The sequence below is a fragment of the Sungkyunkwania multivorans genome (assembly GCF_042675645.1).
GTDB classification, from domain to species: domain Bacteria; phylum Bacteroidota; class Bacteroidia; order Flavobacteriales; family Flavobacteriaceae; genus Sungkyunkwania; species Sungkyunkwania multivorans.
In genome coordinates this window covers 259,500-284,124 of the sequence record NZ_JBHTJH010000010.1, presented here as the reverse complement: position 1 = coordinate 284,124, position 24,625 = coordinate 259,500, and the positions used below count along the sequence as shown (strand labels likewise).

The following is a 24,625-nucleotide window of genomic DNA, read 5'->3' as shown; positions in this document are numbered from 1 at the left end:
CTACTCACTCCTGACTCATAAGGCTTCGCTCTTTGGATGTTTTGGAAGAAATTAAAAAGGACAAGAAGCATGGCTTCTTGCAACTTTGCATTTGCAGCAGTGGGTCTTTTCTGGAAGGCTCGGCGCAGGCCGAGCAATCCTACTCACTCCTGACTCATAAGGCTTCGCTCTTTGGATGTTTTGGAAGAAATTAAAAAGGACAAGAAGCATGGCTTCTTGCAACTTTGCATTTGCAGCAGTGGGCCTTTTCTGGAAGGCTCGGCGCAGGCCGAGCAATCCTACTGTTTTCGGGGTATAGCTGAACGTTAATTGAACAAGATCAACTTCTTTAAAACAAAAAAGCGCCCCATCAAAGGGCGCTTCTATTTTTATTGTGGAGATGACTTATTGCTCCACTTGTTCTTTTAAGTCTTTGGCGGCCTTTTTAGTATCTTCTACAGCCTTATCCGCAGCGTCCTTAACATCAGATGCCGCTTTTTCAGCAGCCTCCTTAGCGTCACCCGCAGCTTCTTTGGCATCTTCCACAGCGCCGTCTACTGCTTCTTTGGCATCTTCGGCAGCTTCTTCCGCTTTATCCATCGCGTTCTTAGCGGCATCGTTAGCCTCATCTATCGCCTCATTAGCTGAGTCTTTTGCGTCTTCTGCCATCTCTTCAACTTTCTCAGAGACCTCTTCAGACTTTTCCTTAGTTTCTCTACATGATACAAATGATACGCTTAGGGCAAGTATCATGGTCAATGCAAAAATCACTCTTTTCATAAACTTAGATTTTAAAGTTAATTTATTGATTTGCTCCAATGTTAACATAATTTATCTTTAACTCAAAATATGTGTTAACATTTTTTTAAGAAATCGACAAACAACATGTTTCTATACCCTTGTACGTAGAAAATCCATGATTTGGATGGTTGCTCCTCTATTTTTTTGTGTGAATTCTCTATTAATGGTACCAATTCGATCACGCTCAGCGTTGTCAGTGAGCAGTCGGTGTAGTGTTCGAGCCAATTCCTCTTTTGACGCTATCGAAAGAATACCGCCAATGCGAACCAGGTCTTTAGCTTCTTTGAAGTTCTCATACACTTTGCCGATGACGACCGGAATACCAAAAACAGCAGGTTCCAAAGTATTATGAAGCCCAGTACTTCCCATACCACCTCCAACATAGGCGATGTCTGCATAGCTGTAGACCTTTGTGAGCAATCCAATGCTGTCAATGATCAGTACTTCATAGTCTTCTAGCTCCTTATCTGTTTTTTCTGAGAATAAGACCGTCTTTTTGGTAATGGCATTTTTTAGACTTGCCACCTGCTCAGCTTTTACATGGTGCGGCGCGATAATGAACTTTACATCGTTAACTGCTGTTTCATTTATAAATGGCACCAACAACGCTTCATCCTCTGGCCAAGAACTCCCAATTGTGACACATAGATTATTTTGCTTGAATGCTTCGACAAACTTCAATGTATTATCGCGCTCCAAGATCTCTGCAACGCGGTCGAAACGTGTATCTCCGCTAACACTGACATTCTCAAATTGAAGTTCGTTGAGAAGGGTTTTAGAATTTTCATCTTGTACAAAGAAATGGTCGAAAGTCCTTAATGATCTTCGCATCCATCCACCATAGGATTTAAAAAAGGCCTGCTCTTTTCGAAAGATTCCAGAGATAAGGATAGTTCTTATGTTTCGGTGTCGTAATCCTGAAAGATAATTGGGCCAAAACTCGTATTTCACAAAGACCGCGAGTTTGGGCTGGACAAGATCCAAAAATTCAGAAACATTTCTTTTCGTATCTAGAGGCAAATAGGTAATAAGGTCTGCCGCCTTGCTATGCTTCTTCACTTCATATCCAGAAGGAGAGAAGAAGGTTACCAAGGTCTTATAGCTTGGAAATTCCGTTTTCAATTTTTCGATGACTGGCAAGCCTTGTTCAAATTCTCCCAAGGAAGCCACATGGAACCAAATAATGTGGTCTTCTGTATCGATATGGTTTCTTAGCTGTTGAAAAATCGTCTTTCTTCCATCGACAAAAAGCTTGATCTTGGGACTAAAAAATCGAATGATCTTTAAGGCAAAACCAACGATGATAACAGCGATATTATATAAGACACTCACAGGCAAAACTAGTTGAAGCTAAAATACAAGTTCTGCATGAAAATCATTGGCTACCCCTGTACAATTTCGTAATATTGTTAGAATAATAGTATGAAGATATCATGAAGAAAATTCAGATGGTAGACCTAAAAGGTCAATATGCACATATAAAGGATAGGGTAGATGCTTCTGTATTGGAAGTCATAGAATCTTCTGCCTTTATCAATGGTCCTGAAGTACATTCGTTCCAAAAAGAATTGGAAGAGTATCTAGGAGTTAAAAACGTGATCCCTTGTGCCAACGGTACCGATGCCCTGCAGATAGCCATGATGGGATTAGGTCTTAAACCTGGCGATGAGGTGATCACAGCAGATTTCACTTTTGCTGCTACCGTTGAGGTCATAGCACTCTTAGGTTTGACACCAGTATTGGTGGATGTCGACCCTATTAACTTCAACATTGACATTCACGCGGTACAAAAGGCGATCACACCGAGGACCAAGGCAATAGTTCCTGTGCACCTCTTTGGTCAATGTGCCAACATGGATGCCATTATGGAAATTGCCGAGGAGCACAACCTTTTCGTCATTGAAGACAATGCACAGGCCATAGGGGCAACCTATACTTCGAAGGATGGTACTAAGAAAAAAGCTGGAACCATCGGACATGTTGCATCGACCTCATTTTTTCCTTCCAAGAACCTAGGATGTTACGGTGACGGAGGCGCAATATTTACCAATGATAATGATTTGGCACATACGATTCGCGGGATAGTCAACCATGGGATGTACAAACGATACCATCATGATGTAGTAGGTGTAAACTCGCGATTGGATTCTATACAGGCGACCATCTTAAGGGCGAAACTCCCACACCTCGACGCCTATAACAAAGCGAGGCAAGATGCTGCCAGAAAATACTCGGCGGCCTTTTTGGATAATGAAAAGATCATTACCCCTTTTATTTGTGAAAGTTGCGATTGCCATGTATTTCATCAATATACCTTGCGATTAAAAGGCGTGGATAGAGATGCCTTAGTAAAGCACTTGAACGATAACGATATTCCTTGCGGCGTCTATTATCCCATTCCATTGCACAAGCAAAAGGCCTATGCAGACGACCGCTATGATGAAAACAATTTTAAGGTTACCAATCAGTTGGTCGAAGAGGTCATCTCCCTACCGATGCATACGGAGTTGGAAGATGAACAAATTTCCTTCATCACGGCGAAGGTCTTAGAATTCGTAAACAAATGAAAGTACTAGTTACCGGAGGACTTGGATTTATCGGCTCGCATACGGTCGTTGAGCTTCAAAACGAGGGATTTGAAGTGGTGATCATCGATGATTGCTCTAATGCCAATGAAGATGTCTTGGAAGGTATTACTAGCATTACTGGAACACGGCCTTTGTTCGAAAGGTTTGACCTGAAAGACAAGAACCGTGTTAAAGACTTTTTCAACAGACATGATGATCTTGATGGTGTCATACATTTTGCGGCCTCCAAGGCAGTTGGAGAAAGCGTTGAGAAACCTTTGTCCTACTACGAAAATAATATTAACACCTTGATATATCTTCTTCAAGAGCTGAAGAACAAAGAAAAGGCATGTTTTATCTTTAGCTCGTCATGTACCGTGTATGGACAGGCAGAAAAACTTCCTATTGGCGAATCGGCCCCGATCAAACCAGCCGAATCTCCTTATGGAAACACAAAGCAGATAGGAGAGGAGATCATTAGGGACACTTGTAAGGTAAATGAACACTTGAATGCAATCTCACTGCGATATTTTAATCCTATCGGAGCGCACCCCTCGGCCGAGATCGGCGAGTTGCCTATCGGTGTTCCCCAAAACTTAGTGCCATTCATCACGCAATCGGCCATAGGTATTAGAGGTGAACTTTCTGTTTTTGGAGATGACTATCCAACAGAAGATGGTACCTGCATCCGTGATTATATCTATGTAGTAGATCTTGCAAAGGCTCACGTGGTGGCCCTTCAACGATTGATCAATGAGAAAAGTGCTTCAAACTATGAGGTATTTAACGTAGGGACAGGAAAAGGTAGTTCTGTATTGGAGGTCATACAAAGTTTTGAGAGAGTATCTGGAAAAAAACTTCAATATCGTATAGCGGATAGGAGGGCAGGAGATGTTGTAGCAGCCTATGCCGACACAACGAAAGCCAACAAAGAATTGGGATGGAAAGCAATGTCGACATTAGATGGAGCCATGGATTCTGCCTGGAAATGGGAACAGAAATTAAGATTAAAAACGCACTAACATAGCATTAATTGATTCAAAAAAGTAAATCAACTAAGAAATGAAAAGATCACTATTTATTTTCACATTTCTCCTATCCTTAGGAATGTTTGCCCAAAAGGCTTACCTACATTGCGGGAAATTGATCGATACCGAAAAAGGAAAGGTGTTGACAAATAAGACCGTTATCGTTGATGGAAATCAGATCATGGCGGTAGAGAATGGTTTTTCAAAGGTTCCCAGCGATGCTGTCGCCATAGATCTAAAAGATAAGACCGTGATGCCGGGACTGATAGACATGCACGTGCATATCGAAGGAGAGACCAATCCAGGAAAGTACCTTGAACCATTTACCTTAAATGAGGCCGATGTGGCTTTCAACGCTGCAGAGATCGCCGAACGTACGCTTATGGCAGGGTTCACTACAGTAAGAGACCTCGGAGGTAGTGGAGTTAATGTTGCATTGAGAAATGCCGTTGCCAAAGGAAAAGTGAGAGGACCTCGAATCTTTACCGCAGAAAAAGCGCTGGGAACCACAGGTGGACATGCCGACCCTACCAATGGTCGCAAACGCGAGCTCATGGGAGACCCGGGGCCTAAGGAAGGTGTTGTAAATGGTGTTGATGATGCTAGAAAGGCGGTAAGGCAACGCTACAAGAATGGGGCCGACTGGATAAAGATAACCGCTACTGGCGGTGTTCTCAGCGTTGCCAAAAGTGGCCAGAATCCTCAATTCACGGAAGAAGAGATATTGGCGATCACTACCACCGCCAAAGAATACGGAATGCAGGTAGCGGCACATGCGCATGGTGACGAGGGGATGCAGCGTGCGGTTCGCAATGGCGTTAAGACTATCGAGCATGGAACATTGATGAGTGAAACGACGATGGACTTGATGAAAGAAAAGAATGCCTATTATGTGCCAACTATTACCGCAGGAAAGTTCGTGGCAGCAAAGGCAAAAATAAAGGGATATTATCCAGAGATCATCGTTCCTAAAGCTTTAGAAATTGGTCCGAAGATCCAAGACACCTTTAGAAAAGCCTATAAAAGAGGTGTTGGTATCGCCTTTGGTACAGACGCCGGAGTATTTCCGCATGGAGAAAATGGTAAGGAGTTTGGTTATATGGTCGAAGTTGGCATGTCTCCTATGGAAACCATACGATCGGCCACGGTTACCAATGCCGAGCTGTTAGGCATGAAAGATAATTTGGGAAAATTAAAGAAAGGGTATTTGGCGGATATCATTGCGGTAAACGATGATCCTACAGAGAACATCAGCACCATGGAGAATGTGGTGTTTGTGATGAAGGAAGGAAAGATATTCAAACGATAACGATCATTGATCAAGAAAAAATACGAAGGCCCGAAAAGTAAGTAACTTTCGGGCCTTTTTATATGTCAAAGTTCATTTATTGCTTTATTCTTCAATTGTTGCACCAGCGGTCTCGGCATTTCTGTCGATCTTTTTCACCAATCCCTGTAATACTTTTCCTGGGCCAACTTCAGTGAATAGTGTGGCACCATCGGCGATCATGTTTTGTACAGACTGTGTCCATTTTACTGGTGCCGTGAGTTGTGCCATCAGATTTTTCTTTATTTCATCAGCACTGGTGACGGCTGTGGTCGTTACATTTTGATATATTGGACAATTAGGTGTATTGAAAACGGTGCTCTCAATTGCTGCTGCCAATTCTTCTCTAGCAGGCTCCATCAGTGGAGAATGAAATGCCCCACCAACAGGCAGTACCAAGGCTCTTCTGGCACCGGCATCCTTTAGAGATTCACAAGCTTTGTTGACGGCCTCAACTTCACCAGATATCACCAATTGTCCAGGACAGTTATAATTTGCTGGGACCACAATACCATCGATCGATGCACAGATCTTTTCTACAGCATAATCATCTAAACCTAAGACCGCAGCCATGGTACTTGGCTTTAGTTCGCAAGCCTTTTGCATGGCCATAGCGCGCTGTGCGACCAACTTCAGGCCATCTTCAAACTGAAGCGTGCCATTGGCAACCAAAGCAGAGAATTCCCCTAACGAATGACCTGCCACCATGGCTGGTTTGAAGCTATCGCCCAAGACTTTGCTTAGAATCACCGAATGCAAGAAAATAGCAGGTTGGGTAACCTTGGTTTCTTTTAGATCATCAGCAGAACCTTCAAACATGATATCGGTGATAAGAAAACCCAAGATATCGTTGGCCTGCTCGAAAAGCTCCTGTGCAACAGGTGATCTTTCATAAAGGTCAAGCCCCATTCCCGTATATTGTGCTCCCTGTCCAGGAAATATGTATGCATTCATGCGTCTTTGGTTTTATAAGACAAAAATAAGAATATAAATTGAAGGGAAGTGAATACAAAAAGTGCAAAAAAACGAAGAGATTGGCCAACCACAACCAATCTCTTCTGAGGCTTTCATAAAGTGTTAAATCCAGTTCTAAACATCAAAATCATCACTCCAACACTTTAATTCTACCACTAGACCAATAACCAATTAATCTAAAAAAATAAGATCTAAAAACTTTCTTAGTTCAAAGGTATTTGGTTGGTAGTAAAAACAGTGATAGGCTTGTTTGGAAATACTTTTTTTAGATAAACGACCAAAATCATAGATAAACGGAAGACGAGCAGCTAAGCATCACGACGTTCATATCTTATGAAAGTGAACTCAAATAGATGTTTTTCATCTTTTGGATGAAACTTTTCATCCACTACCTTCCATATCGATTCGTTGATCTCTGGAAAATAGGTATCGGCTTCGAACTCATGATGTACGCGTGTCAATTCTATTCTATTGGCAAACTCCATAGCTTGCTTGTAGATCTCTCCCCCGCCGATGATAAAAGGTTGCTTGTCGCTTTGTGACACCTTAAGGGCTTCTTTAAGAGAATTTACCACAATGGTATTCTCGGGAGAGTAATCTGTTCTTCTCGTGATCACAACATTGGTTCGATTTGGCAATGCACTTGGCATGGATTCGAATGTCTTCCTTCCCATGATCACATGATGCCCTTTTGTTAGCTCTTTGAAATGTTTTAGATCATCGGATAAATGCCAGATCAAATCGTTGTCTTTGCCTATTGCGTTATTTTCATCAGCTGCAGCTATAATGGTGATGGTTTGTTTTTTGGTAGGCTCGGAGGCTGTTAATTTTAATTTATCCCGTTGGATCTCGGATTCGGCCATGAGCTTTTCCTCATTCAAAAGTGAGGTCTTTAACTTTTGAATGCGTTCTTGCTGTTTCACCATCAATTTTTGCATCTGTCTATGTTCCCACGCGGCTCCCATAAATCTGCTGGTTACGAACACATCAAAGAGATGCGCTAAAAACAATGTGCCCCAAACAGCGATAGCTAAAATCGACCAGTTAAGACCAAAGGGCTTTACTTCCCTACCATAATCCAATGCCAGATTTACAAATAAGAGAGCGATACATCCAACGATGAAAAATACAAAGTGATAATATAGGCGTTTTTTTTGCCTGATCCTATTTTGAGCATATTGTGCCAATTCGAGTTGGTCCGAATCAATGGCGGTGGACTTATTCTTTTTGAAGAGCATAAATTGATACCTTTAGGTCGTTATAACAAAGCTACCACTTTTAGGGCATATTCATCCATGGAAAATTTTAGAAAACAATTTCCCGCAATACGAAATAGAATCTATTTAAATACGGCGGCAGCTGGGTTGCTTCCAGAGTCGATTGTAGAATGGCGTCAAGAACATGATCTGGACCTTATGCTAAGAGGTAGTGTGTTTAGAGAAGAACAAGCGAATGTAATTGAGGATGTGCGTCATGTCTTGGCCAATTTTTTTAACGCTAAAAAAGAAAATATAGCCTTATTGCCAAATTTCTCCTATGGCTTTAACCTGCTTTTGGAAGGTGTGGACCAGGCAACAAAGTTTCTTCTGATAGAAAGTGACTATCCCTCCATAAACTGGCCAGTTGAGCAAAGGGGCTTTAGTGTTGACTATGCGCGATTGGATGCGCAGTTGGAGCAGAATATCATGGAAGCCTTTGAGCGAGACGTGCCAGATATTTTTGCTTTCAGCTTGGTGCAATATACCAATGGAATCGCTATAGATCTTCAATTTTTGAGTGTGTTGAAGACCACCTACCCAAATACCATTTTCATTGCGGATGGGACACAATTTTGTGGGACATGTCCAGTTGATTTTGAAAATGCTCCGATAGATATTCTTATTTCTAGTGGTTACAAATGGCTTTTGGGCGGATACGGGAATGGTTTTTTGATGAGTAAAGAAACAGTTCAACAAAGATTCACTCTTAGATCGATCGGCTTCAATTCTACCAACATAAGCTTCGATAAGAAGAAGGCCTCATTTGCGAGTCGCCTAGAGCCAGGACATCAAGATTCATTGGTCATCGGTAGTTTGGGTGAAGGTGTGAAGTTCTTAAATAAAGTCGGTTTGACAACCATACAATCATATTTAAATAAACTCTCTCACCATTGCAAAGATACACTCGCTTCAAGAGGACTCATCTCCGATGAAATTGCATCGCGTGGGGTCCATTCTTCCATATTCAATATCAAAGGTGATGCCGCCTTGTTCCAGCGATTGCTCGCAAACGATGTAGTTTGTTCCCGCAGAGGAAGCGGTATAAGAATAAGCTTACATTTCTATAATGAAATGGATGATTTGGAAAGATTGTTCTCAATTTTACCTTCTTAGGACCTCGAAAAAATTTACTTAAAATATTGCCGATTCTATAAAATGACCACTCATTTTTTTTCTACTTCACAAAAGTGACAGGCTCCTTTGGCTATGTTGTTTTTAATTTTTTCATTTACAACCAGTTAACCAAATACATTAAATTTAAAAGTTATGGCGATCAGCAAGCAATATTTAAAGAGTAAACCTGTGTGTAAAGTTACGTTTACCGTACCGGCCAAGGAAGCAAATAAAGTTTCTGTTATCGGAGATTTTAATGATTGGAATGCCGAGGTAAGCAGTTTGAAAAAGCTGAAAAACGGTAATTTTAAAGGGACCCTGAATGTTCCTGCCAATAATTCCTATGAATTCAAATATTTGGTAGATGGTGCCTATTGGAATGATGAGGCAGCGGACCGCTATCAATGGAACGACTATGCAGGGGCAGAGAACAGTGTGGTAGAAGTTTAATTTTATTCTGATATTAAAAAAATCAAAGCCGCCCTCTAAATTGGAGGGCGGCTTTTTAGATATCTTAGGTCTGCTATTCTGTCTATTTCTTCACAAACTTGGAAGTGAATGTTTTCCCTTCACCATTAAGTTGTGCGATGTATAGACCAGGCGATAAATTCCCCACGTTAATCCCATTAGTAGATAGCTCCCCAAAAGAAACCACCTTTCCTGAAAGATCATAAACTTTGTAGTCCTCAATAGAAGACATCGTTTCAGCATCAAGCTCAAACTTTAATAGATCAGTGGCCGGGTTTGGATAAGCGCTCACAGCAACCTTTTCATTATCCTCAACGCCGAGTGTTGGATCCGATACTGTAACTTCGAACATACCGTTTCCATGTGTTCCTACCAATAATTTGTTGTCAGCAGGTCTATACGACATAGAGCTTACCACCGCCTGTCCAACAAGGTTTTGCCCTTCGATCGCCCAATCTGTAGTAAGCGGGTTGAGCGTGCTATAAAGACCTCTTCCAGTTCCTACGAAGTAAAGTGGATTTCCACCAACTTCGGTGATCATGGCAGAACGAACCGAGAATGATGTTAGGTTTCGTTCAACATTGGTCCATGTTGGTGTAGCGCTTGTTGCGTTCGTGGTGAGAAATATATTAATAGCACCATAATTCGAATAAACAGCTAGTACAATATCATTATTAGTAGGGTGAACGGCTAAACCAGATACCGTGGCACCAGGGGTCGCAGCTGAAGGAGTTATGTCAATTGCGGGACCAGTATTTGCTGCGTTTTGAGGATCATCCAATCTATATATTTGACCAGGTCTTGAATTTGCTGGGGTCGTTTGATCTATAAAGCCCCTAGTTCCTGCAAGCAAATAACTACTGGCGGCATTATACGCTCCTCTGGTAGTTGCAAATGCGGATATGTTGTCAGCACCAAAGTTTGACATGTTGGTCCATGTTGCTGTTGTTACATTGGTTGCATCTGTGGTTCTGTACAGTGTGCTGTTACCAGCGTAATACAGCGCATTGTTATTATCTTGATCTAGATGCCAAAGCGTAACGAACAGAGCGGCATTACCAGAAGGAGACCCAGAGGGTTTGATATTAACAGAACCGCCCCCAACTGTTGCGTTCAACCTTCTAATATTACCTTGTTGCGAACCGAAGAATACAATTAAGGCACCCCCATCTCTAGAGATGTCCGCCGAGACTCCATCACCGCCAGAAAAGAAAAGCTGTGTGGTGTCATCACCATTACCTCCTATGGTTCCTCCAATGGTAGTTCCGTTATCTTGGGCGCCTCCGATGGTTCCGTTAGAGCCAACAAGTGGGTCGATCCCAACATCATAATACTGGTAGGTCTGGTAGTCATTGTTAAGGTTCACCCAAGTTACAGTAGCTGCCCCGACGTTATCGGTTCTATGGATTCCTCCATCCGTTCCTGTATATAGTATGGAGGTATTTGTCGGATCAAATACCATTGCATGAATATCCGGATGGTGATTAACACCACCTGCATTATATAAACCATACGATAGCTCACTGACATAACCTCCGATTCTAATAAATTCTGGATCGGTAGTAATGTCCGCGATCTTATATGCGTTAGTACCACCAATGACCACAAAATTCTGATCGTCTGGCTTTACGCTCACAACAAGGTCGTAGCCTCCTTGTACCGCAAATGGATCATTACCCGCCAAATCTGTAGTTCCTTCATCCGGTAATTTTGCGGAATAATCTGTCCAAGTGCTAGTTCCTTGGTTCCACTGCCAAAGGTCTGCCTCGATCGCACCGCTATTGCCATTGGTGAATAAAGCATATAGAATATTTTGATTTGAAGGAGCTAGGCCAAGTACGATTCTTCGATCAGCTGCCCAACCAGTTGGATTTTCTGGAGTAGCAGGGGAGGTGATGGCATTTTGAGCAATTCGAGTCCAAGAACCCGTGGTATTATTACCTGTGGCCGATGTCCAGACACCGTTGATATCATCGTCAGTGTTTCCACTAAAGGCAGCATACACTCTACCGTTATTGGCTATTACTAGGTCTGTTACAAAGGCGGTGCTAAAAGATGAATTGGCCTGCTCCACCGTCCAAGAAACGCCGTCGAAACGTTGAATGGCACCTACACAGGCCGCAAATAATTCTCCCGTAGTCGGGCTTACTTCTATTTTTGTGATCACATCAAAGAGAGAGTCAAAGGCGGTTTGTACCGAAGCAGTACTTGGCAATTGACTCCAGTTTAAACCTCCATCGGTAGATTGCCAGATTCCCTGTCCAAGATAAAACGCTCCAGATCCACTGGCACTGTTGCCTAATGTTTCTCCAGTCGCATAATACCATACATTTTCGAAGCCAGAACGAGGATCCTGTACGATAGATGTGACATTATGAATTTGATCGTTCGGAGAAACTTTGGTCCAGCTGGCACCTCCGTTGGTCGTTCTGAAAACGCCACTACTAACACCACCAGCAATCATGGTCTGATTGGTATTGTCACTACGGTCGATGACAAATGTTCTGGTACGTCCTCCTAAATTGCCTGGACCTCTAGAAATTACCGCGGCTTCTGGGGCTCTTAGTGTAGATCGTATGCGAATTGAGCGCTCGGCCTCCGCTTTTTCTAGTAATTTTTCCTCTTTGGGAATTTCTCCTGTGCGGGGGTCGGCTTGAAGCTTATATTCGTACTTCACTCTTTCGTCATGGAAACGCGCGCGCTCTTCCATGGTCTTTTTCTTATTGCCGCGCGGAAGTGGTTCGATGGTTACCATCGAACTTTCATCGTTCATAACCTTGGGGTCTTCATTTTGAAATATAAACAAAGACAAGCCTATAACGAAGGCTAAAGCAAGTAGTAGTAATTTTTTGGTTTTCATCATGTTTTTTTTATGGTCATATTTGAGATCTGACCGATAGTTGAATAATAGATTTTAGATCTAACGAATTTCCAAAATAATGGACGTAAAGATATCATATTTTCATTAATAGGGGTTAAATTTCCGATTATCCGAATCATTATTCTGATAATCAGTTTATTATGTAAAACTAGTCGATGATCTGTACGCCTTTCCAAAAAGCGACATGATTTTTGATTCCTTTTGCAAGCTCACTAACTTCGGGATAGAACCAAGCTGCATCCTTGTTTTCCTTACCCTCTACCGATATGGTGTAATAATGGGCCAATCCTTTCCAGGGACAAGTAGTATGGGTATCACTTGGTTTAAAGAACTCTTCTTTTATGCTATCGTGAGGAAAATAATGATTGTTCTCTACTACCACGGTCTCCCTGCTCTCTGCAATGATCGTATTGTTCCAAACTGCTTTCATAATAATATCTTTTAGTCAATTTTTTTCGTAAACACGTAATCCTTGTACCAATTATCGTCATCTGTGAACGACTGTTGGATGGTCAATCCAGCTTCATTTGCCAACCATGCAACTACTTTGTCATCATATTTTTGCGAAATTTCGGTATGGATGGTCTCCCATTGATCAAAGCTTACATTTAGATTCAATGCCTCAATGGTCACCTCTTGTTTTTTGAGAGATACCAAGTAGCTCTTAGCGGTTCCCGTCTCTGGATCATATACTTCCCAATGTTTAAACTGCTTCAAATCGAAATTCGCTTTGAGGTCATTATTGATCCTCTCTAGCAAATTCAAATTAAAAGCTGCGGTCACACCAGTTTTATCGTTATAGGCGTCCAAGATCGTCTGTGGATCTTTCTTCTGGTCAAAACCCATAAAGAGCAAGTCTCCAGGATTCATGGCTATCTGAATATTTCTAAGGAACGTGATCGCTTTAGGATGTAGGAGGTTTCCAATATTAGACCCTAGCATAAGAATCACCTTTTTGCGATGCCGTAATTCGGCCAGTCGTTCTAAAACCTTGAAATACATGCCCTGCTGAGGACGTACTTTCGCTTTGGGGAACTCATCGCTTAAGGATGCCTCCAAAAGATCTAATGAATTCTGACTTATGTCAATAGGCATATAGGTGAAATCGGATGATCTTCGAAGTAGTTCCTTGAGTAGGATCTTGGTCTTTTTCCCATCACCTGCACCAAGTTCTATAAGATCAAAGCCTTCCCCTGATTCGAAGAGTTGGGCGATATCCGATCTGTAAGTTGATAGTATTTCAAACTCTTTTCGAGTTAGGTAATATTCAGGGAGATCCATGATCTTCTGAAAGAGTTCGTCCCCTTTTTCATCATAGATATATTTCGAATAGAGGTATTTTGGATAGGAAGAGAGGCCCTGATAGACGTCTTCTTCAAAGATGGAATTAAAGATAGTGGTGATTTTGGATTGCATTTTTTCTTTGTCGTAATTATTTGGCTAGCCTTAATCCAGTGAATTGCCAACGGAGTTGTGGATGGAAAAAGTTGCGATATGTAGGTCTTGTGTGATTATTAGGAGTGGCTACAGAGCCTCCTCTGAGTACTTTCTGATTTACCATGAATTTGCCATTGTATTCGCCCAAAGCGCCATCGGCTTTCTCGTAGCCCGGGTATGGTAAGTAGGCGCTCTCCGTCCATTCCCAACGACTGCCCCAATCAAAGTGTACTTGGGCAATTTCCCATTCAAATTCGGTAGGAAGTCGCATCCCTTTCCATTGTGCATAGGCAAAGGCTTCGTAATAAGAAATATGGGCCACAGGGGCGCTTAGATTCAATTTTGAAAGTCCTTTTAAGGTGTATTGATGCCATTCTCCATCGATCTTATGCCAATATTCCGGAGCCACGATAGCATTTTGGTTCACCCAATCCCAACCTTCGGCATGCCATAGGTCGAATCGTTCATAGCCACCTTCTTCAACAAATGCAAGAAATTCCGTATTTGTGACCAGTTTATTGGAGATTTGAAATTCATGAAGATAGACCTTATGTTTGCCTAGCTCATTATCGTAACAGAAATCACTTCCGGCATGCCCAATTTCATAAATGCCTTCGGTAACTATAGTCCAATCCTGAGATGTGCTTTCCAGAGGATTTTCTTCAAATCCCTCACTGTAGGTTGGAAATAAAGGATTGTTCCCTAAAATGTATTTGATATCTGTGATCAGTAGCTCTTGATGTTGTTTTTCGTGATGAATGCCGATTTCCAGAAGTTTAAACAATTCGGTCTCGTTGTCGATGTTCATATCTAAAAGGCGTTCCATATGCATATCTACATATTTTCGATAGTCATATACCCTTTGAACAGATGGACGCGTAAGATTGCCTCGATTGGCTCGTATCACTCGCTTGCCGACGCTCTCGTAATAGCTGTTGAATACAAACGCAAAATCCGTATCAAATAGTCGATAGTCCGGTAAGAAGGCCTTCAAGATGAACTCTTCAAAGAACCAGGTAGTATGTCCTAGGTGCCACTTTGGAGGGGAAACATCGACAATAGGTTGTACCACAAAGTCCTCAACCTTCAACGGAGCACAGATACGCTCTGTATCTTTTCTGGTCTCGAGAAAAAATGTGGAAGTCGTTTTAGCAGTATGCATGGAAAAGTCCTATCTGGTTGATTTTCCGTAAAGTTAAGCAATTTTAGACGGGGCACTAAAAATTATAATTGATACGATGAAATTCTTCTTTGTCGCTATCGAAGCCTAAATACTATCGGGATGGTAAAGCGAACACTATTTGGCTTACCATTTCTTTTGCCATGTTTCATTGTGGGAAGTAATTCGATGATTCTTCTTCCTTCCTCTTCTAACATAGGAGATGGCCCACGCGTTTTAACGTTTTCCAAATTGCCCTCTTTTGAGATTGCAAAGAGGACATAAACTCTCCCCTCCAATCCCATTTTTTTGGCTTCCTCTGGATATTTGAAATGCTTCTGGATGTGCGCTACCATTTTACTTTGGAAACAAGCTTTTTGGTCTGCTTCTTCGACCTCCTCGCATCCTGGAAAAATGGGGATCTCGTCAACTACGCCACCCGTATACTCTTCTTCAGGCGGCACATAATTAAGTGTAGTGCTCTCTTCGGATTTGCCAATGGCATAAGAAAAATAAAAATAATGGTTGGAAATGGTCGGCTCGGATTTTCTGTGTATCAGTTCTATTTGATCGAGATCAAAGATGACCCCTTCTAGATCTGCTTCTGCCTGTTCGCCTAAATACTTGGTGTTTTCACCAAAACTCACGTAGCTCAAATCTTCATCAATACTGGTCTCCGTATCGAAAACTATCTTCACAGAGGTCCATAAGGTGTCTTTTTTGCTATTTGCGAGTTTTTCGAGGTATTCTTGGTTGTTCAAAAACACTGAGACCTTCTTTTCTAAATAATCCGCAACACATTTTGGGTCTTTTCTGTCATTGCAGGCCAAAAGTATGATCTGTTCCTGCGGGAAATATTTGGGATTCAAGTCTTGTGATGCGACTTGTGATGAGTCTTGTGATACGACCTGTGATGCGTCCTGTGCTTTCAAAGGCAGGCACATCATAAATATCAATAAGGGCAATAAAACGCTTCTCATAAAAAATAAGGTTTACACGGCTACAACACCCTTAATATGTGGATGTGGATCATAATTTTCCAAAGTGAAGTCTTCAAATGTAAAGTCAAAGATATCCTTTACCTCAGGGTTGAGTTTCATCGTTGGTAAAGGTCGGGGATCTCTTGAAAGTTGAAGATCAAGTTGTTCCAAGTGATTGTTATAGATATGTGCATCTCCAAAGGTGTGGATAAAGTCGCCTGGTTGATATCCGCAGACTTGAGCTACCATCATGGTGAATAAGGCATAAGAGGCAATATTGAATGGAACTCCTAAAAAGACATCCGCACTTCGTTGGTATAATTGACAGGACAGTTTGCCATCGGCCACATAGAACTGAAAGAACGCATGGCAAGGAGGGAGGGCGGCCTTTCCATTGGCCACATTCTCTGCAAATGATACCGAGGTGTCAGGCAAAACGCTTGGGTTCCATGCCGAAACAAGCATCCTACGACTATCTGGATTGTTCTTTAAAGTATGAATGACCTCTTTGATCTGATCGATCTCGTCACTGTTCCAATTGCGCCACTGATGTCCATAGACCGGGCCCAGGTCGCCATGCTCATCTGCCCACTCGTTCCAAATGCGAACACCATTGTCTTGAAGGTATTTCACATTGGTATCGCCCTTCAAAAACCATAATAATTCGTAGACTATCGATTTGAGATGTAGTTTTTTCGTGGTGACCATCGGAAATCCTTCGCTCAGGTCAAAACGCATTTGATATCCAAAGACACTTTTGGTGCCGGTACCAGTACGGTCTTCTTTGGCGTTTCCGTTTTCTAAAACGTGTTTTACAAGGTCGTGATACTGCTTCATAAGGTCGTCATCTTCAAGAAGACTAAAGTATAAAAAAGCCTCTCAAAAAAATAACGGAGAGGCTGGGATTTTATTAAGATGTTATCAACGATGTAAGAGCCTGTTATTGCTTTGGTTTTACCGTTTCAATTAGGTCCAACGTAAAATTCATTTGCGTATCAGTATGACTCAAAAAATCTTCGAATTTCTGCATTACTTCATAATCTGGAATAATACCTCTGCCATAGATTTGATTCTTTTTTGATGGTACATCCTGCTCCAAGTTCACTATAGAAAATTGTGTTACGATTTTTGATCTTGGTAAGACATATGATAAGGGAGTGTGGCCATTATGGCCATAATAGCCACCAGCTGTCTCTTCTCCGATCACTATGCTATTCTTATTACCAGCCACCATAGCAGCAAAAAGACTGCCAGCCGATGCAACACTAGGGCTGATGAGCAAATAAATGGTTCCGCGAAAGGCATTTTCACTTGGTTTTCTTATCATGTGATCAGCACTCGAAGAATCCTGATAGAATTTTCCATTTTTCTCTAAAGGGAACGATCTTCTTAGCATCTTGTTGTATTTCCCGACGCCGAAAGGTCGAAGAAAAGCAGGGATGTTGCTCTTAATATGTCTAAGCTCTGGAATCTTGTTGAAGCTTATCCAAGCTTCTTTATTTTCAACGAAATTTCTTGCTGCCAAATAAGAATAAGTGACCAGATCATTTGGGTCGGTCCCTCCAGTGTTGTTTCTAATATCAAGAATTAAATTTTCTATACGATCCTCTTTTAATTTCATGAAAACACTATCCAAAAACCGCACATAACGTTTGTGCGTAACAGTTTTCTCATTTCCCATCGAGAACGAGTTGATCGTCAATTTCCCTGTGGAATTATCAATGCTCTTATAATGATAAATTTCATTTTCTGGGCAATCTTGGTAAGTGTATTTATCAAAAGCAATGGAGTATCTTTTAGCAAAATTGCGATAATATGATGCATAGCTTACACTTTTCAGTTGCGTATGCTTCAACTCATTGGACTCTTTTTGCCGATAAGTGACTTGGAAGGTATCTTCGAGTCCATAATTCAAACGATAGTACTTACTAAAATGACTATTTATTCCTATTGATTTTCCTGAGATGTTTTTTCCATCTGTTGTGTAATATTTAAAAAGTTCTGGAATGATGGTGGTGATTGCACGATCATTGATCGCCAATATTTCTGCACCTAAGGGGATCTTGCCAGTTTCGAAGTTAACGATAACTTTTCCTTCAATTAATTTAATGGGATATGGGAAGTAACCGCTTTCTTCCATTTTCATCGATGCCGATATTTTAGAAATGAGAAATGTTTCGTTGTGTACACTTCCCTCGAAATCGGTCAATGTGCAAATGAGATTGTAGAACTCTCCATACGTGCTTAGATTTTTGATTTCTTCTTCCGCCCATTTATAGATGCTGTCAATTTCTTTGACACTGCGATATTTGTGAAGACCTGAGTTTGCCTTAAAGCGAATATCTTTGAAGACTTGTAAATCTTTCTTCATTCTCTGGGTGGAAAATTGTGCGTCCAAAGATTGTGCGTCAAGAAATAGTGGGGCTAAGAAAATTATGAATGTCACTATGAATCGGATCATATTTTTTGTTTTCAAAACTAAAGGCGGCAGATTTAGTGGACTTGTACAATCTTGGTTATTTATGTCAAGTTGTTTTTATATTGTTTCGGAGCGATACCCACAAAGCGCTTAAAGGTTTTCGAAAAGTGAGCTATGTCAGAGAAATTAAAAGTATATGCAAGATCGGTAAGATTTGTACTCTTGTTTATAATAGCCTTGGCTGAAAATATACGCTTCATCAAAATATAGTTCATAGGCGACATCCCTGTGGTGTTCTTGAACTTTTTAGAAAAATTGAACTTATCCATTAAGGCGATCCTCGAAATATCTTCAACGGTTATTTTTTCCTTGAACTTGGTATCTATAAATTCAAAAATGAGATTCCAATCTTCCTTAAAACAAAAATCGTCATCATTGGCTTTGACTGAGCTGTGCGGCAGCAATAGAACAATGAATTCTTTTAGAGTCTTTTCAAGTACGATCGGATCGTTTTTTTCAAAAGCTTTCTTCAAACTAAAGAATGCAACTTCCAATGTCTCATCGCTAAAGGAGCGTTTTTCAAAAAAGACTCCTTCTTTTTGGGCAAAGGTATCTAAGGTGTGTTGGTCTAGATAGAGCGTGTGGAAGCTCAATGGGATTTCATTGTCTATGACGGGGTTAGAATGAACCTCGCGGGGGTTAGTGATGGAAAAGGAGCCAGCTTCACTATAGATTTCCCTGTTCTTAAGTTTAACACATTCGATGCCTTTGGTGATCAACGAAATACAAAAAGTTTCGTGAAAATGTTCTGGAAATGGTTGCTGCTGTGCAACAACAGTGAGCATTTCCATTTTTCCAAATGAATTTATTTTTTTAAGTACATTCATTGGTGAACGAATAATATTTACCCAATGATCATCCCTGCGATCGTTGCGGAGATCAACGAGGCGATCGTTCCTCCTATCAACGCTTTCATGCCAAACTCTGATAAGGTCTTTCGCTGCCTCGGTGCAAGAGAGCCAATACCGCCAATTTGGATACCGATAGAGGCGAAGTTGGCAAACCCACAAAGCATATAGGTCGCCATAATGATCGATTTATTATAGGTCAAATGTATAGGGTTTGAAGGGTTCTTAAGGTCGGCCAATTGGATATACCCCACAAATTCGCTCGCGGCCAATTTAATCCCTAATAGTTGCCCCATCATCATTACGTCCTCTTTGGCAACCCCGATCAACCACATCAACGGTGCAAAAATGGTCCCCAATATGGCCTCTAATGACAGTGCGGGGTAAGCTGTGTTGGCCGCCATCCAATCATTAAGGGTCGAAACACCTCCTATCCAGCCGAGAATGCCGTTGATCATCGCGATAAAAGCGACAAACACCAATAGCATCGCACCAACATTCACTGCTAGGCGCAGTCCTTCGGTGGTGCCGTTGGCAATGGCATCTAAAATATTGGAGCCGATCTTCTCGGAGGAGACCTTTACATCGGTATTGATTTCTTCAGTTTGGGGATAAAGTATCTTTGATATTACGATCGCACCGGGAGCTGCCATTACGGAAGCCGCCAGTAGATGCTTCGCAAATTGAAGTCGCAACTCTGGATCGTCTCCACCAAGGAAGCCAATGTAAGCCGCAAGTACAGCCCCTGCTACCGTGGCCATGCCGCCGATCATGACCAGTAAGATCTCTGAACGATTCATCTTTTCAAGATAGGCCTTTATTAAAAGTGGGGCTTCTGTCTGCCCAAGAAAGATATTACCGGCTACACTGAGACTTTCAGCCCCTGAGATCTTCAGGGATTTTGAGAGTAACCAAGCCAATCCTTTAACTACTTTTTGAATGATCCCGAGATAGAACAATACCGATGTCAAAGCAGAAAAGAAAATGATGGTCGGTAATACCTGAAATGCAAATATGAAACCAAAGGTGTCCATATCTACAACCAACCCTTCAAACAAAAACTTGCTTCCGGCTCTCGTATATTCCAAAACTTCAACAAATAGCCCCCCAACAAATTCAAAAACCGCTTTGATTAATGGAACCTTTAGGACCCCAATGGCGATCAGTAACTGAAAAGCAAGTCCGATGCCAACAGTTTTCCAATTGATGCTTTTTCTGTTGCTGCTAAAAAGAAATGCGATGAAAATGAGTGTCGCCATGCCTAATAGGCCTCGCCAGAGGCTGCCCATCGAGAATCCTTGACTAGGGATGATATCTGATTCCATTTCTTTGGTTTTGGTACTGACTGGAGTGGCAATTTTGGTAGAGAATTTATATGCAATCCCTTTTTCAGTAAACACCAAGGTCGAATCCGTAACCTCCGTGATCTTGTATTTTCTTATCGTATCATTTGGTTGATCGTAATAAAAGACCAGTAAATTGTTCTGGTAGATATAGTTGCCCGATGCCTTCAAGTTGTCTTTGGCGCTGAGATGATACTGGAACTCTCCTTTATCTAGTTTGAGAACATCTTTTTCTTCGTCGATCTCAAACAGCCTTTGGCCCTGTTGGTCCTCAATAGCCTGGAACTGCCATGTGTTTTCGATGTTTTGCGAATTTGCAACGCTTGCACCAAAAATGGCTAGTAGTACAATAATCAATTTCTGCATGTTGGGTCTGATTTACTTTTGATCTCTTCGCGAGATCTCATCTCTGATCTTAGCCGCTTTTTCATAATCTTCATTTGCAACGGCGCCATCTAGCTGTGTGTATAGTTCTTGCAGGGAAAGTTTGGAGAAATCGTATTTGCTTTGCCCTTTGGTCTCAGAGGTCTCGGTAAATATCTCGTCTACGATAATGCTCTCGTCATCTGGTTGCTCCTCTTCTTCTTTGGGATTTACCTTGAGATAGATACCTGCCTTGTCCAAAATGGTCTTGTAAGTAAATATCGGAGCATTGAATCGCAATGCCAAAGCGATGGCATCGCTGGTTCGTGCATCGATGATCTCTTCGATCTTATCACGTTCACAAATGATACTGGAATAAAAAACACCATCGACCAACTTATGGATGATCACTTGTTTTACAATGACGTCGAAACGGTCTGCAAAATTTTTAAAAAGGTCATGCGTGAGAGGACGTGGTGGCTTGATCTCCTTTTCCAGAGCGATCGCTATGGACTGCGCTTCAAATGCGCCAATGACGATCGGCAACTTGCGTTCGCCATCCACTTCGTTCAAAATAAGGGCATACGCCCCATTTTGTGTCTGGCTATAAGAGATTCCTTTTATGTTAAGACGCACTAAACTCATAATCAAATAAAAAGGCTGTCTAAACGGGCTTTTGTGTACCATTTAGACAGCCCTATATTGGGCACAATTTAGGAAAAATTATGCGTTCTGTGCTTTAAATTCCTTTAATTTTTCGATGAGGTCGGGCACGATTTCAAAAGCATCCCCGACAATACCGTAGTCCGCTGCTTTGAAGAATGGAGCCTCGGGGTCATTGTTGATCACCACTTTTACTTTCGAAGAGTTAATTCCCGCCAAATGTTGAATGGCTCCAGAGATACCTACGGCAATATATAGGTTAGAGGCAACCGGTTTTCCTGTCTGTCCAACGTGCTCACCATGCGGTCTCCAACCAAGGTCTGAAACTGGTTTAGAGCAGGCGGTTGCCGCTCCTAAAACCTCTGCAAGCTCCTCGATCATTCCCCAGTTTTCAGGGCCTTTCAATCCACGCCCTCCAGATACGACGACCTCGGCATCTGCGATGGTCACTTTACCAGTGGCCTTATCAATAGATTCGACTTTGATTCCATCGGTTCCATCTAGTGTCGGGCTGAAAGCTTCCTCGCTTGCGCTTGCGCTATTCTCTACAAGTCCGTATGCATTTTTTGATACGCCTATCACCTTAACATCCGTACTGATCTCGGTATGACTGAAAGCCTTATTGGTAAATGCGGTCCTCTTTACGGTAAATGGAGAGGCACTTTCTGGAAGTGCAACAACATTGGATGCATATCCAGCATGAAGTGCTACTGCAACTAAAGGAGCAAGATATTTGCTGTCTGCCGAAGAGCTCAACACCACTACTTTAGCGCCTTCTTTTTCCGCTGCTTGTGTAACGACCGCAGCATACGCTTTGGCATTGAATTTCTCAAGACTCGTATCAGTGACCTTCAATACTTTCTCAACACCGTAATTTCCTAACTCGGAAGTATTAGAGGCATTGATAGCGACGGCGGTCACTGTCGTGCCAAGCATGTCTGCCACACCTTTAGCGTACGACGCTACCTCGAGGGCCGCCTTTTTAAAGTTTCCCCCTTCTGATTCTGTATATACTAAAACTGACATAATTTCTTAAATATTGTTATTAAATAACTTTTGCTTCATTGTGAAGAAGATTTACTAACGCTTCCGCAGAGTCAACCAGTTTAACGGCTCCTTTTGGGGCTGGTTTTTCAAATTTGACAGCAGCTGTTTCTTCTGTTGCGTCGACTGGTTCTACCACATTCAACGGTTTTTTTCGCGCCATCATAATTCCACGCATGTTAGGGATTCTTAGATCGCTTTCTTCAACAAGACCTTTTTGGCCTCCCACGACCAACGGAAGAGAAGTGGATACGGTTTCTTTTCCGCCGTCGATCTCCCGGACCGCTTTGGCAGAAGTTCCTTCAACCTCAAGACCAATACAGGTGTTAACAAAATTAGCACCAATGAGCGCCGCAAGCATTCCGGGAACCATGCCACCATTGTAATCGATAGATTCCCTACCGGCGATCACAAGGTCGTAGCCACCATTTTTCACTACTTCAGCTAGTTGCTTGGCAACAAAGAAACCATCAGATGCCTCTGCGTTCACTCTGATCGCTGTGTCTGCACCAATGGCCAACGCCTTTCTTAAGGTAGGCTCGGTCTCAGCGCCTCCAACGTTCACAACATCCACTGTAGCTCCCTGTTTTTCTTTGAACCACATGGCACGTGTCAAGCCAAACTCGTCATTTGGATTAATCACAAATTGTACACCATTTGTGTCAAATTTGGTATCCCCTTCCGTAAAGTTGATCTTAGAAGTGGTGTCCGGCACATGGCTAATACATACTAATATCTTCATTTTTTTAGCTAATTTTTAGAGCATTAAAAATATGGGCACGAAGATACTGATAAAATCTCAAATATACTATGCGTGCATAATAAATTTTTGAAGTTTTTTTACGCCGATACTGTTACGAGAATTAGAATTACTATTTTTGTTTTCTTGAAAAACAATCATAAAAGAAAGCGGTCACTATATAATGAGAACGATACAATTTAGAGAAGCCATAGCAGAGGCCATGAGTGAAGAGATGAGAAGCGACGAGTCTATCTATCTGATGGGAGAGGAAGTTGCCGAATACAATGGTGCGTACAAAGCCTCCAAAGGAATGCTAGATGAGTTTGGGGAGAAGCGAGTTATCGACACTCCTATATCCGAGTTGGGCTTTGCCGGCGTGGGAGTAGGAAGTACCATGACGGGGAATCGCCCTATCATTGAATTCATGACATTTAATTTTGCTTTGGTCGGAATCGATCAGATCATCAATAATGCGGCAAAGATTCGACAGATGTCCGGTGGTCAGTTTAAATGTCCTATTGTTTTTAGAGGTCCTACCGCTTCTGCAGGTCAATTAGCGGCAACGCATTCCCAGGCTTTTGAAAGCTGGTATGCCAATTGCCCTGGTCTCAAGGTCATAGTGCCATCTAATCCTTATGATGCCAAGGGGCTCCTCAAATCTGCTATCAGAGACGATGACCCCATAATATTTATGGAGTCTGAACAGATGTATGGAGATAAGGGAGAAGTGCCAGAAGGAGAATATACCATTCCGATTGGAGTAGCAGAGATAAAACGTGAGGGCAGCGATGTAACCATTGTTTCGTTTGGTAAGATCATCAAAGAGGCCTACAAAGCGGCAGACACTTTGGCAGAAGAGGGAATTAGCTGTGAGATCATCGATCTTCGTACGGTTCGCCCAATGGATAGTAAGACCATTATCGAGTCGGTTAAGAAGACGAATCGCTTGGTGGTGTTGGAAGAAGCTTGGCCATTTGGCAATGTTGCTACAGAGATCACCTATCAAGTTCAATCGCACGCTTTTGACTATCTTGATGCGCCGATCGTAAAACTCAATACTGCCGATACTCCTGCACCCTATTCACCAGTGTTATTGGAAGAGTGGTTGCCAAATAGTGGCGATGTTATAAAAGCCGTAAAAAAAGTAATGTACAGATAAAACACTTGCT

22 protein-coding genes are annotated in these 24,625 nt (G+C 41.9%); 6 read left to right on the top strand and 16 right to left on the bottom strand.

The genetic code is table 11. The features are described from left to right. Positions 1–384: 384 nt before the first annotated feature. Together ACFQ1M_RS11420 and ACFQ1M_RS11415 are read right to left on the bottom strand one after the other, a co-directional pair. Positions 385–759 (bottom strand): hypothetical protein, encoded by a 375-nt coding sequence (locus tag ACFQ1M_RS11420; RefSeq protein WP_386408298.1) that lies wholly within the window; start codon positions 757–759, stop codon positions 385–387. A gap of 111 nt (positions 760–870) precedes the next feature. After that, on the bottom strand, positions 871–2,112 hold the full coding sequence (locus ACFQ1M_RS11415) for a 3-deoxy-D-manno-octulosonic acid transferase (RefSeq protein ID WP_386408296.1): 1,242 nt from the start codon (positions 2,110–2,112) through the stop codon (positions 871–873). A 101-nt stretch (positions 2,113–2,213) separates the two neighbouring features. Between ACFQ1M_RS11415 and ACFQ1M_RS11410 the strand changes: the two genes are divergently transcribed. From ACFQ1M_RS11410 to ACFQ1M_RS11400, 3 genes are read left to right on the top strand one after another with little or no spacing between them, the layout of a single operon-like run. Then, positions 2,214–3,347, top strand: a complete 1,134-nt coding sequence (locus ACFQ1M_RS11410) for a DegT/DnrJ/EryC1/StrS family aminotransferase (protein WP_386408294.1) — start codon at positions 2,214–2,216, stop codon at positions 3,345–3,347. Next, a complete protein-coding gene (gene galE / locus ACFQ1M_RS11405) occupies positions 3,344–4,369 on the top strand; it encodes a UDP-glucose 4-epimerase GalE (protein ID WP_386408292.1) in 1,026 nt (341 codons plus the stop codon). Before ACFQ1M_RS11410 ends, galE begins: the two co-directional genes overlap by 4 nt. Before the next feature lie 40 nt (positions 4,370–4,409). Continuing rightward, positions 4,410–5,684: a metal-dependent hydrolase family protein gene (locus ACFQ1M_RS11400; protein WP_386408290.1), complete on the top strand. Its 1,275-nt coding sequence runs from the start codon at positions 4,410–4,412 to the stop codon at positions 5,682–5,684. Positions 5,685–5,768: 84 nt separating this feature from the next. On the opposite strand, the gene fabD is transcribed toward ACFQ1M_RS11400, so the two are convergent. Both fabD and ACFQ1M_RS11390 read right to left on the bottom strand, forming a co-directional pair. Then, positions 5,769–6,656 (bottom strand): ACP S-malonyltransferase, encoded by an 888-nt coding sequence (gene fabD, locus ACFQ1M_RS11395; protein WP_386408288.1) that lies wholly within the window; start codon positions 6,654–6,656, stop codon positions 5,769–5,771. 329 nt (positions 6,657–6,985) lie between these two features. Then, positions 6,986–7,915 (bottom strand): dihydrofolate reductase, encoded by a 930-nt coding sequence (locus ACFQ1M_RS11390; protein WP_386408286.1) that lies wholly within the window; start codon positions 7,913–7,915, stop codon positions 6,986–6,988. Positions 7,916–7,972: 57 nt separating this feature from the next. Here ACFQ1M_RS11390 and ACFQ1M_RS11385 point away from each other — a divergent pair, with 57 nt between their 5' ends. Both ACFQ1M_RS11385 and ACFQ1M_RS11380 read left to right on the top strand, forming a co-directional pair. Beyond that, on the top strand, positions 7,973–9,049 hold the full coding sequence (locus ACFQ1M_RS11385; protein ID WP_386408284.1) for an aminotransferase class V-fold PLP-dependent enzyme: 1,077 nt from the start codon (positions 7,973–7,975) through the stop codon (positions 9,047–9,049). 153 nt (positions 9,050–9,202) lie between these two features. Further along, on the top strand, positions 9,203–9,499 hold the full coding sequence (locus ACFQ1M_RS11380; protein ID WP_386408283.1) for an isoamylase early set domain-containing protein: 297 nt from the start codon (positions 9,203–9,205) through the stop codon (positions 9,497–9,499). An 82-nt stretch (positions 9,500–9,581) separates the two neighbouring features. Here the strand turns inward: ACFQ1M_RS11380 and ACFQ1M_RS11375 are convergent, their stop codons facing one another. The 12 genes from ACFQ1M_RS11375 to ACFQ1M_RS11320 all read right to left on the bottom strand — a co-directional run bounded on the left by ACFQ1M_RS11375 (position 9,582) and on the right by ACFQ1M_RS11320 (position 23,456). Continuing rightward, entirely contained in the window at positions 9,582–12,290 is a 2,709-nt protein-coding gene (locus ACFQ1M_RS11375) for a T9SS type A sorting domain-containing protein (protein ID WP_386408281.1), read from the bottom strand. Between the two features lie 256 nt (positions 12,291–12,546). Then, positions 12,547–12,828 carry a DUF427 domain-containing protein gene (locus ACFQ1M_RS11370; protein ID WP_386408279.1) on the bottom strand — a complete coding sequence of 94 codons (282 nt, stop codon included), beginning with the start codon at positions 12,826–12,828 and terminating at the stop codon, positions 12,547–12,549. 11 nt (positions 12,829–12,839) lie between these two features. After that, a complete protein-coding gene (egtD, locus tag ACFQ1M_RS11365; RefSeq protein WP_386408277.1) occupies positions 12,840–13,814 on the bottom strand; it encodes an L-histidine N(alpha)-methyltransferase in 975 nt (324 codons plus the stop codon). 16 nt (positions 13,815–13,830) lie between these two features. Next, a complete protein-coding gene (gene egtB / locus ACFQ1M_RS11360) occupies positions 13,831–14,997 on the bottom strand; it encodes an ergothioneine biosynthesis protein EgtB (RefSeq protein ID WP_386408275.1) in 1,167 nt (388 codons plus the stop codon). A gap of 95 nt (positions 14,998–15,092) precedes the next feature. After that, positions 15,093–15,974 (bottom strand): energy transducer TonB, encoded by an 882-nt coding sequence (locus tag ACFQ1M_RS11355; protein ID WP_386408273.1) that lies wholly within the window; start codon positions 15,972–15,974, stop codon positions 15,093–15,095. A 12-nt stretch (positions 15,975–15,986) separates the two neighbouring features. Beyond that, entirely contained in the window at positions 15,987–16,811 is an 825-nt protein-coding gene (locus ACFQ1M_RS11350; protein ID WP_386408271.1) for a thymidylate synthase, read from the bottom strand. Positions 16,812–16,914: 103 nt separating this feature from the next. Next, complete coding sequence (locus tag ACFQ1M_RS11345; protein ID WP_386408269.1) at positions 16,915–18,345, bottom strand: S41 family peptidase; 1,431 nt, start codon at positions 18,343–18,345, stop codon at positions 16,915–16,917. Positions 18,346–18,494: 149 nt separating this feature from the next. Continuing rightward, the gene (locus tag ACFQ1M_RS11340; RefSeq protein ID WP_386408267.1) at positions 18,495–19,280 is read right to left on the bottom strand and encodes an AraC family transcriptional regulator; all 786 of its coding nucleotides are present in this window, start codon (positions 19,278–19,280) and stop codon (positions 18,495–18,497) included. 17 nt (positions 19,281–19,297) lie between these two features. Then, positions 19,298–21,010 carry a nucleoside transporter C-terminal domain-containing protein gene (locus ACFQ1M_RS11335; protein ID WP_386408265.1) on the bottom strand — a complete coding sequence of 571 codons (1,713 nt, stop codon included), beginning with the start codon at positions 21,008–21,010 and terminating at the stop codon, positions 19,298–19,300. Between the two features lie 12 nt (positions 21,011–21,022). Then, positions 21,023–21,652, bottom strand: coding sequence for a bifunctional nuclease family protein (locus ACFQ1M_RS11330; RefSeq protein WP_386408263.1), 630 nt, complete (start codon positions 21,650–21,652; stop codon positions 21,023–21,025). 78 nt (positions 21,653–21,730) lie between these two features. After that, the gene (locus ACFQ1M_RS11325; RefSeq protein WP_386408261.1) at positions 21,731–22,696 is read right to left on the bottom strand and encodes an electron transfer flavoprotein subunit alpha/FixB family protein; all 966 of its coding nucleotides are present in this window, start codon (positions 22,694–22,696) and stop codon (positions 21,731–21,733) included. A 19-nt stretch (positions 22,697–22,715) separates the two neighbouring features. Further along, the gene (locus ACFQ1M_RS11320) at positions 22,716–23,456 is read right to left on the bottom strand and encodes an electron transfer flavoprotein subunit beta/FixA family protein (RefSeq protein WP_386408259.1); all 741 of its coding nucleotides are present in this window, start codon (positions 23,454–23,456) and stop codon (positions 22,716–22,718) included. A gap of 181 nt (positions 23,457–23,637) precedes the next feature. Between ACFQ1M_RS11320 and ACFQ1M_RS11315 the strand changes: the two genes are divergently transcribed. After that, complete coding sequence (locus ACFQ1M_RS11315; protein WP_386408257.1) at positions 23,638–24,615, top strand: pyruvate dehydrogenase complex E1 component subunit beta; 978 nt, start codon at positions 23,638–23,640, stop codon at positions 24,613–24,615. Positions 24,616–24,625 lie beyond the last annotated feature (10 nt).